Annotated in this window: 13 protein-coding genes; 7 read left to right on the top strand and 6 right to left on the bottom strand. The window is 66.8% G+C overall.

The window, feature by feature from the left end; translation table 11 throughout:
• Window positions 1-71 precede the first annotated feature (71 nt).
• Together GVL61_RS24130 and GVL61_RS24125 are read right to left on the bottom strand one after the other, a co-directional pair.
• Window positions 72-758, bottom strand: coding sequence for an EcsC family protein (locus GVL61_RS24130; RefSeq protein WP_159983774.1), 687 nt, complete (start codon window positions 756-758; stop codon window positions 72-74).
• Window positions 759-813: 55 nt separating this feature from the next.
• Window positions 814-1,836: a YafY family protein gene (locus GVL61_RS24125; protein WP_235037893.1), complete on the bottom strand. Its 1,023-nt coding sequence runs from the start codon at window positions 1,834-1,836 to the stop codon at window positions 814-816.
• Window positions 1,837-2,257: 421 nt separating this feature from the next.
• On the opposite strand from GVL61_RS24125, the gene GVL61_RS24120 reads away from it, so the two are divergent.
• The 4 genes from GVL61_RS24120 to GVL61_RS24105 are packed head-to-tail and all read left to right on the top strand — an operon-like array spanning window position 2,258 to window position 7,240.
• The gene (locus tag GVL61_RS24120; protein WP_159983772.1) at window positions 2,258-2,815 is read left to right on the top strand and encodes a hypothetical protein; all 558 of its coding nucleotides are present in this window, start codon (window positions 2,258-2,260) and stop codon (window positions 2,813-2,815) included.
• 39 nt (window positions 2,816-2,854) lie between these two features.
• Window positions 2,855-4,444 carry a hypothetical protein gene (locus GVL61_RS24115; RefSeq protein ID WP_159983770.1) on the top strand — a complete coding sequence of 530 codons (1,590 nt, stop codon included), beginning with the start codon at window positions 2,855-2,857 and terminating at the stop codon, window positions 4,442-4,444.
• 4 nt (window positions 4,445-4,448) lie between these two features.
• Window positions 4,449-6,512: a hypothetical protein gene (locus GVL61_RS24110; protein ID WP_159983768.1), complete on the top strand. Its 2,064-nt coding sequence runs from the start codon at window positions 4,449-4,451 to the stop codon at window positions 6,510-6,512.
• Window positions 6,513-6,559: 47 nt separating this feature from the next.
• Complete coding sequence (locus GVL61_RS24105) at window positions 6,560-7,240, top strand: hypothetical protein (protein ID WP_159983766.1); 681 nt, start codon at window positions 6,560-6,562, stop codon at window positions 7,238-7,240.
• Between the two features lie 52 nt (window positions 7,241-7,292).
• Here GVL61_RS24105 and GVL61_RS24100 read toward each other — a convergent pair whose 3' ends face one another.
• On the bottom strand, window positions 7,293-7,586 hold the full coding sequence (locus GVL61_RS24100) for a HipA domain-containing protein (RefSeq protein ID WP_235037892.1): 294 nt from the start codon (window positions 7,584-7,586) through the stop codon (window positions 7,293-7,295).
• Window positions 7,587-7,663: 77 nt separating this feature from the next.
• Between GVL61_RS24100 and GVL61_RS24095 the strand changes: the two genes are divergently transcribed.
• Together GVL61_RS24095 and GVL61_RS24090 are read left to right on the top strand one after the other, a co-directional pair.
• Window positions 7,664-8,155 carry a YbjN domain-containing protein gene (locus GVL61_RS24095; RefSeq protein ID WP_159983764.1) on the top strand — a complete coding sequence of 164 codons (492 nt, stop codon included), beginning with the start codon at window positions 7,664-7,666 and terminating at the stop codon, window positions 8,153-8,155.
• Complete coding sequence (locus GVL61_RS24090) at window positions 8,152-8,877, top strand: hypothetical protein (protein ID WP_159983762.1); 726 nt, start codon at window positions 8,152-8,154, stop codon at window positions 8,875-8,877. Before GVL61_RS24095 ends, GVL61_RS24090 begins: the two co-directional genes overlap by 4 nt.
• 156 nt (window positions 8,878-9,033) lie before the next feature.
• On the opposite strand, the gene GVL61_RS24085 is transcribed toward GVL61_RS24090, so the two are convergent.
• The 3 genes from GVL61_RS24085 to GVL61_RS24075 all read right to left on the bottom strand — a co-directional run bounded on the left by GVL61_RS24085 (window position 9,034) and on the right by GVL61_RS24075 (window position 11,155).
• Complete coding sequence (locus GVL61_RS24085) at window positions 9,034-9,333, bottom strand: hypothetical protein (RefSeq protein ID WP_159983760.1); 300 nt, start codon at window positions 9,331-9,333, stop codon at window positions 9,034-9,036.
• A gap of 64 nt (window positions 9,334-9,397) precedes the next feature.
• Window positions 9,398-9,559 (bottom strand): hypothetical protein, encoded by a 162-nt coding sequence (locus GVL61_RS24080; RefSeq protein ID WP_159983758.1) that lies wholly within the window; start codon window positions 9,557-9,559, stop codon window positions 9,398-9,400.
• Window positions 9,560-10,045: 486 nt separating this feature from the next.
• Window positions 10,046-11,155, bottom strand: coding sequence for an McrC family protein (locus tag GVL61_RS24075; protein ID WP_159983756.1), 1,110 nt, complete (start codon window positions 11,153-11,155; stop codon window positions 10,046-10,048).
• On the opposite strand from GVL61_RS24075, the gene GVL61_RS24070 reads away from it, so the two are divergent.
• Window positions 11,154-11,333 (top strand): hypothetical protein, encoded by a 180-nt coding sequence (locus tag GVL61_RS24070; protein WP_159983754.1) that lies wholly within the window; start codon window positions 11,154-11,156, stop codon window positions 11,331-11,333. The two genes, GVL61_RS24075 and GVL61_RS24070, sit on opposite strands and share 2 nt — an antisense overlap.
• The last annotated feature ends 127 nt before the right edge of the window (window positions 11,334-11,460 follow it).

Raw genomic sequence — 11,460 nt, 5'->3', positions numbered from 1 at the left:
ATCACCCAACCAAATCAATGGCTTAAAAAACCCATCCAAAGCCGTTGGGCTTTGTGATGCTTAGCACAACGCTAACACATTTGCGGCCTTACGCGATTTGTGAGACGCTGCCGCTTATCCTCCACACTTGCGATCACTTCCGCGCTAACCATGGGAAGCAGACGCGGCACGACGACACGCAGCATCGTCTCAAGCGTCTTGCCGCGCAGTGCCAGCCTTGCGCCGAACAGGCCGGTGTCCACCTCGTCGTCCTCGGTCAGTGGCCCGCCGAACCCGAAGACTCCGAGGCATTGCAGCTGTACATCTTCATCGTTGACGTCCTCGCCGTAGCTCACGGCGATCTCCTGGATCGAGCGCAGCACCAGCGTCGTGGTGGCGCCCAGGTCGAGGGCGAGCGTTCCCAGCCCGCCGGCCCCGCCCAGCGCACCGCTTACGGACGAGGCAACCTGATGCCAGCGTTCACCCGTGCACTTGGCTAGCATGGCGTTGAGATAGCTTTTCGATTCCGCCTCTGCCTGGGTCGCGGCGGCAACCGCGTAAGGCCCGCGCAGCGCGATGTCGGTCGCTTGTGCGACGGCAGCCTGCCAACCATCGGGCACCTTGCTCAAGGCTCCCTCGATCTTGTCTCCCAAAAGGTTGGAGAGTTTGACGATGGCGCCGCCCGCTTCGCGGTAGCTGTTCGCAATGGCGCGCAGTTCGGCGATTTCTGCGGCATCGAAAGCGGCGCAGGCATTTCCCAGTGTCATCGTCTTGTCCATTTTACATATCTTCTGCCGCGGCTGTCAGAGAGATGCGACAGTTCCGGTCGTTCCATCACACCGAACCCAGCGCCAGCAGCACGCGTTCGCGCATGACTTTGCGCAAGGCTTCGGGCGCTTCGATGCGGATGTCGCCGGCCCAGGTGAAGAGGTGTTCGGCGATTTCGCGCAGGCCGCCGGTGCGGAATTTCACGAGGAGTTCGTCGCCGTCCGCTTCCAGCGTCTGGGCGGGGTGGAAGCGCCAGTAGCGTGCGCGCTCAGCCGCGCTGGCGCCTACGCGCAGGACGACGTCGTGGTCTTCCTCGCGCCAGATGCCGAAGCTGCCGGCCAGCCATTCGTCGAGGTTCCAGTCGTCCGGAGCGCAGCCGCCCTGATTGGACTGGCGCGCGGCGGTCATACGGTCGAGGCGGAAGAAGGCAGGCTCCTGGTCGGGCCGCCCCTCTTTCGCCGGGATTTTGCCAAGCAGGTAGGTCGTCGGCCCGTGGATCAGGCCGTAAGGGATCACCCGGCGCCATTTCGCCTCGCTGCCCTCGACGGCGGTATAGTCGAACTCAACGCAGTTTCCGGCGAGGATCGCGCCCTGCACCACGCCGATCTGTTCGGGCGCTGCATCGAGCAACGGGCCGGCGGTGGTGCGGCTGCGCTGCAGGCGCACCAGCGCGTCGAGATCGGGGGCGAGACGGGCGCGTTCGCGGTCGTCCAGCGCGGACTTCACTTTGGCGAGCAGGCTTTCGAGGTGGTCGGCGTGGCCCGACCCTTCCGCGCGGCGAGCGGAGGCCTCGGTCTGGAGCGCGGCGACTTCCTCGGCATTGGGTCGGGTGTAGACGCGGCGCAGAGAGCCGCGAATGAAGAAGCGCTTGGTGCGGTCGTCCATCCGCTCCTCGATGTCGAACACCTCGCGCAGCGCATCGCGCAGGCGCTCCGCTGTGCGGCGGTTGACACCCAGTTCCTCCGCGATCCCATCAAGCGTCAGGCCTTCTACGGACTCCGACAGGAGATGCACCAGCGTCAGCGCGCGGCGCAGCTTGCCCATGCGCGGTCGAAGAACGCCAGCATCCAAATAGTCCATTTCCGTCATGAAGCCCCCCGCTGTGACCGGAACTGTCGTTATGAGGACGATAGTACCTTAAAGAAAGGTAATTGTTTCAAGGCGGAAGTATCGAGATTTGCGGCTGCCGACGGGGCGGGCATGGCGGCGCAGTGTTTGCTGGCACGCCGGATACTGCCATGAAAATTGCGGTTTCTCCGGCGGATTGCAGCGGAATGCTCGCCCATTGGCAGAGCATCTGGCCGGGTGTTGTCCGCCAAACCGCCAGCCTTGAGGTTGCAGGATTTTAATCGTTGTTTATCCTACATTTTTCTCACATTGCACGCCTCAGTTCGAAATAGTTCCCGTGGAAAATACGGATACTATTTCGAGCTAAGTCCTTGGAATCAAGTGGCAGTTGGCGGGGGCGCTCGTGGGGCACGAGTACGCCGACATTAGGGGGTAATTTATCGTGAAATCCGCAAGGTTCGCGGTGCTGGGGCTGTGCCTGGCTGCTGCGCTGCCGATGACGCTGGCCGGGTGCGACAAGGTCGCGCCTGCGGGCAGCGATGTCCTGGCTGATGCGCAGGGGGATGGGCTCAGGGGCCTGGCCGGTGTGCGCGCCGCCATCGTTTCGCGCAATTTCGGCGAGGCGGTGCAGCTTGCCGCCGCCGAGGTGAAGGCGCATCCCAAGGATCCCGCCGCGCACTTCGAGCAGGCCCGCGCCGAAGCGCTGGCGGGGAATGAAGGCCGCGCGCTCGATGCACTGGACAAGGCGATCGCGCTCGGCCTGCCGGACGCCGCCCGCGCGCTGGAGGACCCCGCATTTGCGCAAATCAGCGGGTCGGACCGTTTCGCCGCGCTGATCGACCGCGCCAGCCCGGTTGCCGGAAACGGCGACGGAACCGAACGCAGCATCGTCGCCGGAACACCCCGGGGCCAAGCGGGCGACGGCGTCTCGATCCGCGAAACGGCCGGCGGTGGCACCCATATTCAGGCCGGTGACGTCGTTCTCGACACCGACTTCTAACGCTTTTTCCCTTCCCTTACTGACAGGACCGTTCCCGTAATGAGCGATCGTGCTTGCCTGCGCGCCTGGTTGCGCGCGTCTTCCTTGTGCCTGGCCCCGATGATGGCCGCCTCTCCCGCGCTGGCCGATACCGTGCAGGGCAATGGCCGTGCGGCGATCACCAAGGACACCGAGTCCGTGCGCAACCTGGCCATCCTTGAGGCCAAGCGCGACATCGTGCGCGCCATGCTGATCACCACGATCGGCGCCGGCCGCATCCGCGAGGCGACGCCCGACATCATCGACCGCATGGCCGGGCAGGTGCGCGACGACATGATCTCGGACCAGACCTCGGAGCGGATGGGCAAGGAATTCGTCGTCCACCTCACTGCCGACATCGACCAGGCGTGGTTCCGCACGATGCTGTCCGACTTCGGCCTCGACAGCGCCTCGCAGCGCGCGGACGGCAATCGCCAGATGATCCTCGTCTACCTCGACCGGGACGACGGCACCGCCACCGACTTGTCCGCCCCCGCCGAAATCGACGTGGAATACGACCGCCGCACCGGCGCCTCGTTCTCGGACACCTCCAGCGTCACGGCATCCGCGAAGGAGGCCGGCGGCTCCAGCTATCGCAACGCATCGGGATCGAGCAGCGCCGCTTCGGGCGCGCAGCGCACTGCGGTTTCGGGCGCTTACAGGGAGCGCGGTGTCGGCGCCGGGGGCTATGCGGGCAGTTCCGCCAGCGGGTATTCCAACCGCGCGTCCAGCGCGTCTGCCACCAAGGCGTCGAGCGCCTATGCCGCGTCCTCGTCCTTCGCGGACAAGACCAACGTGCAGGCCGAAGTGCATGACGACGTCTATTACCGCGCGCACGTGGTGTACCAGACCCCGCCCAAGAGCGTCGATGGCGACGCCATCCGGCAGGGCCTGAACGGCGCATTGCTCGATTATGACGTACAGGTCGCCGATTCCTGGATGGCGCTGTCGTCCTACTACCCCTCGGGCGTGCCGCGCTATCAGGACCTCAAGCGCGATCCCAGCTTTGCAGGCTTCCTCGGCAGCCTGAAGGCGAAGGACACGCCGTTCTTTATGGGCGGCTCGTTCAAGGTTACCCAGTCCGGGCGCGATCCTGCCAGCGGGCAAGCGCTATGCTCGGGCCAGCTGGACGCGGGGGCTGCGGCCAGCGAGGACGGACGCACGATCGCCAGCGGCGTGTTCCCCGCAACCGCGCTGGGCATCAGCCCGGAAGACTGCGCGGCCAACCTCGCGGTCAAGCTGTCGAACGCCGCCGCTGCGAAGCTCGGCCCGCAGATCCAGCGCCGCTGGCGCACGAAAGCGACCGCAGCACTTGGCCAGGACACCCGGCAGGAGGCGAACTATACGCTCGTTCTGCGCGCGGCCAAGCTGGACATGGGGCTTCAGCAGGACCTGATGGACGCGATCGCCTCTACCCCCGGCGCACAGATGCAGGCCTTCGTGTCCTCGGGCGCGAGCGAGGTGCGGCTGACGGTAAGCTATGCCGGTGCTATGCCGCTACAGTTCGCGCTGTTCCAGCAGCTGCGCAGCCGCCCGGCCTTTGCCGCCATGCAATCCACCGTGGACGGCCGCGCGATCACGCTGTGCCTGTCCGCCTGCGGCGGGATGTGAGGCGATGAAAGCCACTTTCCTGCAAACGGCGGCGCTTGCGGCGATCTTTCCCGCGCTTGCCCCCGTATCGGCATCGGCACAGGACGCCGCGCCGCTGGATACCGCAGCGCCGTGGCTCTGGGCCGCGCCTGCACTCTACGGGTTCGAGGGCGGCGCCTGCAGCAACGATGGGTCCGGCGGTGCGGCGATGGTCGATCCGCTGCTGTGCCCCAATCTTGGCATAGACCAGCGCGCCGCCATCGGCGCCGCCTTTGCGCAAGCCGTTTCCGGGGCTTTCCGCAATGTCGAGGCCAGCTTCGGCGCACACTTGCCGGCAGGGGCCACCCCCACGGCGCGGCTGCGCGGCACGCTTGCGGTTTCGCTGCGGCTGACCCGCGCTGCGCTGCATACCGTGGCCAAGCCCGGCGGCGCGGTCGACGCCTATGCGCCGATCACCCTGACGCTGGACATCACCAACCCGGCCACCGGCGAAGTGGTGTTCACCCGTACCCGCAGCGATATCGCCGAAGGCGTCCAGTCCGCGCAGGGCGTGGAGGCGGAAATCGCGCGCCAGTTCCCGGGCCACCTGGACACCGCGATGCGCAGCCTGGTGGCAGAGGCCGCCGCCGCCTTCCGCCCTTATGCCCAGACCGCGAAAGTGCTCGGCTCGGTGACGCTTTCCAAGGGAGAAACCGGCTACGTCATCGACAAGGGCCGGGGCGCGGGCCTGCGCAGCGGCGACGGGATCAACGGCGACGGATCGGTGCTCTATGCCGGGCCGGACTATGCGGTCGTTCAGGCCCAGCTTGGCGACTATCGCAGCGGTCAGGTCCTTTCGCGCATGGCCACTGCCCCGGTCGAAACACTGGCGCGGCCCAGCGTGCTGACCGTGGTGGACGGGGCGCCGCAGGGCTATTCGCCGGCCTGGCTTGGCCAGATTCTGGAGGATGCGCTGGGCAGCGGCAGCGCTCTCGCCCCGGTTCCGGTCAACGGCGCGTTCTCGGCCCTGCGCACGATGGCGCTGGACGGCGCGGGGGCCAACCTCGCCCCCGATGCGCGTAGCCTGCCCGACTATGTGGCGAACGTGCGTACGGTGCTGCTCGATTCCGCCACCCGGCCCAGCGCAATTCCCGGCGTCGTCATCGACCGGCATGAGGCTTACGCCTTCGTCACGTTGGTGGATGCCTCGGGCCGCGCGATCGGGACGTGGCAGGGGCACAATGCGATCGAGGACAAGGTCAGCCGGGGCATCCGCCTCTCGCCCTCGCAGCGACATGACGCGGTGCTGCGCAATGCACTGGAGGATGCCGCCAAGGCGATCTCCGCCTTCCGCCCGCAGCCGCGCTTTGCCCCGCTTTCGGGCAAGAGCGGCGCGATGCTCATAGCCGACACCGGCGGCGCGGCGGGGCAGGGCCAGACCCTGCCGGTGCTGCGCCCGGCGGGCCGCTTCCCCGGCATCGCGGGCAATGTGCTGGTGCCGGTGGGCAAAGTTACCACGCGCGAAGTGGTGGCCGGCGGTCTTGCCGTGGCCGACGCCGACGTGGAGCCGCTGGCCCTGCGCGGCGGCGAAGTGGTGGCGCTGGAAGCATCCGGCGTTCCCGCCACGATGCGCCAGACGGTGGGCCAGTGCTCAGGCGCAAACGGCGCACCGGCGCTGGATGACAGGGGCCAGATCGCGATGCCCTCGCACGCCGCCGCCGCGCCTGCCCTGCTGGCCGGACGCATGGCCGCGCCGGTTCGGCTGTCCACGCTTCCCGCTAACCTCAAAGCCTATGCGCCCAGCTTTGCTGGGTGGGACCGCTTCGGCGCCGCAGCCGAAACGCCGGTGGATGCCTGCTTCGTGCCGGTGATCGCCGTGGTTCCGGCAGGGGAGGGCTATCAGGTAACGGTGGGCTACACCCTGCACCGCGGCGCGCTGTCCTCCGGCCCCAAGATCGGCGCCAGCGGCCTTGCCACCCGGTTGACTCCTTCGCGCATGCCCGCCGGATCGGACGCCGATGCGCAAGGCGCCATGCTCCAGTCCGACCTTGCCGCGCAGGTTCTGCCGGTGGCCGCCAATGCCGCCGCTGCGCTCAAGCCCGCGTCCTGATCCTTCGCCTTTTTCCTTAAACGTTCAAATCCAGGAGTTGTACTTTCATGAAGATCCGCAAACCGATGGCCCTGCTGCTGGCCGCTACCGTTCTCTCCGTGCCTGTCAGCGCCTCCGCTGGGCTGGGCGGCCTTGCCGGCATGGGCAAGAAGATGCTCGGCGACGGCTCTGACAGCGGCGTTTCCAGCGCCGATGCCGGCAGCTTCCTCGACGGCGCGATGTCGTCCACCAAGAATGTCATGATCTCGGCCGCCCTGCTGGCACAGGCGCTCAAGGACCGCGACGGCCTGGCATCGCAGAGCGAGGAAATCGCGGCGATCAAGAACGCTCAAAACTTCGGCGAACTCAATGCCCACAAGGGCAAGATGCAGGAGAACTTCGCCGTCCTGAACGAACAGGGCGCGATGTCCGACAAGATGACTGCCGCCTACCAGACGGGCAATGCCAAGCAGAAGGCCGTGATCGGAACCGCGCTTGCCAACCTCGCGCTGGGCGTGATGCGCAACGTCAAGCTGGCTGGCGCGGCGCCCGGCATGCTCCAGTCAGTGGGCACCAACCCGCAGCTGATGACCCGTATGGGCGAATTCAAGAACGCGGCCAGCCTGCTGGGCATGCAGGGCAAGGGCCTGGGCACCATCGGCGCCGCCCTGCCCAAGCTGATGACCGGCCTCAAGATCAAGCCGCTCCCCGAAGCGGAAACGACCAAGCCGGTCGAAGTTTCGGTCTAAAACCGCATCCGGTCGGCCAGCGCCGGTTCCTTGCAATGGGGAGCGGCGCTGGTCAGCGCGCTTTGATGGCAAGGCGGCGCACGAAGGGCGCAGTAAGGCCCGCGTCTCTGGCGAAGCGGACAAAGCTGTCGTCGTTAATCTCCTCCAGCGTTGCCGCTCCGCCCAGACGCATCGCCAGGCGCGCCGAGAGTTCCGGCCAGACGCGCGTGGCGACGAGGTCGTAGAGCGGGGCCAGCACCACTTCGCCGCACTCCCGCCGCAGCAGGCTGAAGTTCTTGGCGTGGGGAACATTGCGCCCGAACGCTTCGATAGTCGTGCAACCTGACTGGACTCCAAGAGGAAACAAGCGCCATCACTTAGACGACCGATTCTGTCGCTCGGCCGCCGCATGCGTTCCCTCCAACGACGAGGGAATCACGCATCATGGACCAGCCCGACGCCGATCACAGCGACCTGATCGCCGCCGACGATCTCGATGTCACCTGCCTTTCTGCTCTGCTCGACGATGCGGGGATCGACCACGAAAGCGGCGGCGAGGAAGGCGCGATCTATGTCACCGGCCTGGCCTTTCCGTTCTGGCTGACGCTGGGCGAGGCGGACGAGGGTGTCCACCTGTTCAGCCACTGGATGCTGCGCGACCAGGCGGACGGGATCGAGGCGCTGCGCTTCGTCAATGCGCTCAACTGCGAGACGCTGATGGTGCAGTTCTCGCTGCCCGAACCGGGGCGGGCGGTCTGGGGACATTACTGGCTCTCGTGCCGCCACGGCCTGACCATCGCGCCGTTCCTGCGCAGCCTGCATCGCTTTGCCGGTAGCTTTGCGAAAGCCGTGGCGCAGGGCAGGGCGCTCGACCTACTGCGAGCACCCGGCAAGGCCGCAGTGGAGGCAGGGGCGAGCGGAGATGTGCTGCATTGATCGGATTTGCCCTCCTGCTGATCGCGACGTTCGCGGCGCTGGCACTGTGCATGGCGATGCTGGGCGCGGTCCTGAGGGCGATCGTGCGCGCTATCGCGGTGCTGGTGCGCATCGCCGTGATGCTGGCTCTGGCGGGGGCGGCCGCGTTGGCGACCGGGCTGGGCTTTGCCGCTGCAGGAGCGGATGCCGGACCGGCGGCGCTGATGGGCCTGCTCGCGTTTTCCGTCGCGGCGTGGCTGCTGCGGCCCCGGTCCAGGCACCGGAGCAAGCCCCGCGCCGCCGAGCCGGAGCGGGATTTCGGGCTGGCCGTGGCGTACGCCGGTCCGCTCGAAAACGAGGGGGACGCCGCGCTCGGTGCAGCGTGGGAACAGCTTGCGGCAATGGTGCCGGCCGAGCGTACCGCGTCTCTTTTCGAAGTGCGGGCGGCCTGCGTGCAATTGCTGAGCATTGCAGGCCGGACGGCCATCGACCTTGAGATCGTCGCCTGCGCCGTGTTCCTGCGCCGCAACCTGCCCGAACTGGCGGCCCGCAATGCGCAGCTCTGGGCCGATGCAGACGCCGGCGCGCGCAGGGCGCTGTCGCAGGGCATTCTTGATTATACGGCGCGCATGGCACTTTATGCGCTGCGCGAAACCGCCCGCGAGGCAGCGCACGATCGCGCAGTGCACGGCGATGGACTAGCCGCTCTGCGCAACCATATCGCTGCACGGACGGGGTGCTGAGCGCTCTTGGCGCTAAGACGCCTCGCGGCAGGCGCGGATTGCATCGGCTACCAGCTGGTCCAGCATTGTGTTGTCAGACGGCGCCGAAAATGCCTCGAGATCGTCGATCAGCGAGGGGTCAGCGAACGATGATCGCGGCTTCCAGCAGCGGCATGTTCACCACGTCGCCTGCAAATTCAGGCGGTCACGCTGGGTCAGCCCCATAATCGCCTCCGCCCGAACCGGGGCGCTTTCGTCCGAAGCAGCGCACAGCAGGGCATCGCGTACATCGCTGCGGTCCAGTTCGAGCTGCGCTAGTAGCAGCGTTGCCCAATCGCGATTGGCAGGATCGGGGTCGCAGGTCACGGCGATCAACCGGGCGAGGTTGTGCTCGCCCGGATCATCTTTCCCAAATGGCACCTGCTCATCGATGACGGCCTGAAGAAAGGGAGAAGGCGGCACGTAACGATCTTCCATCGCGCAGGAATGCCATCAGTGGTGATCTGCGGGAAGCCAATCAGCCACCCGTTATCGCCGACCTTCAGAACCCGATCTGCGCCGCCGTTTCGCCGCGCCGCATCGCTTCTTCGAGCAGCCATGCAGCGAGGGCGTGGGGGCGGGTTTCGCTCAGCAGCTTTGCGCGCCGGGCAACCACGGCGAAGTCGCCCGGCGTCTGGCTGGCAAGCGCCGCGCCTTGCGGCAACGGCGCGCAGTGTGAAGCGGCGCTGCATTGCCGGGTCCAGCGTTTCGGCCAGATTGGTGGTCGCGACGAAGGGCGTGCGCAGGCGCTCCATCGCGCCCATTTCGTTGACCATGCCGGTCTTTCAACTGCGCTGGCCTGGCTCGCGGCGGAAAAGGAAGCTGTCTAACTCGTCGATCAGCAGCAGCGCGCCGCGCTCCCGGGCGCGTTCGAAGGTGCGGGCGATTTTTCGCCTCTGTACCGCCGACATAGGGGCTGGGCAGGTCGGACCCGCGGCAGTCCTCCACCTCCAGTCCCATGCGCTGCGCCAGATGCCGCGCATAGGTCCGGCGTTTAGCAGTGCGGGCAAATCGCCGATCGTGAAGCTGCCGGCAGCATCGTAAAGGAGGAGTAGCCACAGCGCGTCCCATTATTGTACGATGGGGCAGATCAGTGAGGAACAGGATCGAGCGCGCTCACTTCGAAATCGAGCAGGGCGAGGGAATATGATCACCTCGCCGCAGCCATTTCAAAGCCGAACTTCAAGCCGTCTACTAACGATAGGAGCGCTGGAGCAAGAGTGGCGGGCGCGAAGCTGGCATCTACCAGCGCCACCGCGATCATCTCGGCGCCGTCATGCACGCCGAACCGCCGCACCTTGCCGCTGCCGACGCCGGCGACCGCTGGATAAAGCAGCATCAGCCGCTCGCATTGATAGAGCCGGGCATAGGCTATCATATGGTAGACGTCGGACTGGCTGACGCCGTGCTTGCGGTCCAGCGGGTCGGTGGAAAGCCGTTTCCATTTGGTGTCGATTATCGCAATTATCTTGCCGCGCCGCCTGAGCCGAAGATCGGGGCGGGTCTGGAAAACGTTGCCCTCGCAAGGCTCGTCCTCGTGCCATGCGCCGAGGCAATGGCGCAGGCCGCCTTGCGCGACCACCTCGATGCCGCTGCCCGCCAGCGCCCGGCGCATCAGCGCGGCGACGGCGTTTTCGAACAGCTTGTCCATCGCGAACAGCAGGCTGGTGCCGGCGGCCCCTTGCGCGTCATGGCCGGTTGCCTGCCATTTGCGGCCCATCAGCAGGCGGGCGAGGCGGAACAGGCTTTCCCAGCTGCGGTTAGTGCGGTCGATCCGCACCGCGTTCCACGGCAGGGCGGACGGCGGCAGCAGGGTCACGTCGGCCAGCACGACGCGCAGTTCGTCCAGCAGCCGGCGGGTCGCCTGCACGCGGGTGCGTTTCCCCAACGAAACAACCGTCGCGGCCATCACCCGCATCAGCGCGATATCGTGGCTGAGCACGTCGAAGCGGCAGGCCGGGCGGTCTGGCCTTACGGCGTTGACGGTGAACTCGCGGGTCACGTCGATGCGGCCGCGCAGGGCGGGCAGGTCTTCCTCGCAGGGAAGGTACTGACGCCGGCGTTTCTTGGTGGCGTCCCACGTGTCGTAGCGCGGGTCGGACCAGTTCGATCTCGCCGCCCCAGCCCAATGTGACGTAGCCGTCGCGGATCGCGTCCTGATAGATGGCGTCGTCCTCGGAAGCCCGGCTGCGGCCGAGCGACATCTTGAAGACTTTCTGGCTGCGGTCGATCGCGGGCGGCGGGGTGACGGCGCGGCCATGGCTGCTGGCGGCGACTTCGGCCATCTGCTTGAAGACGCCGTCCTGCGGGGCGAGCGAGAACCCTGCCGGGCTTTCACCGTCGCCGCCGTCGGTGACCGGGCGCAGGCCCTCCACGAAATCCTCGTAGGCGAAATTCTGGTGGAAGGTGACGAAGCCGATGCGGTCCTTGTGCTGTAGCGAGCAGTAGAGCACCATCAGTTAGTCCCGATCCTCGGGCAGTCCTCGCCGCAAAGCGCTTCGGCCTCGCGCGCGGTGGCGTAGGCCTTGCCGGTGTCCGGGGGGCCGTAGAGGATCAGGTGGGTGG

The sequence above is a fragment of the Novosphingobium sp. 18050 genome, assembly GCF_902706195.1.
Classification (GTDB): Bacteria; Pseudomonadota; Alphaproteobacteria; order Sphingomonadales; family Sphingomonadaceae; genus Novosphingobium.
The sequence above is the reverse complement of the archived record's forward strand: the minus strand, read 5'-3'. Positions and strand labels throughout refer to the sequence as shown.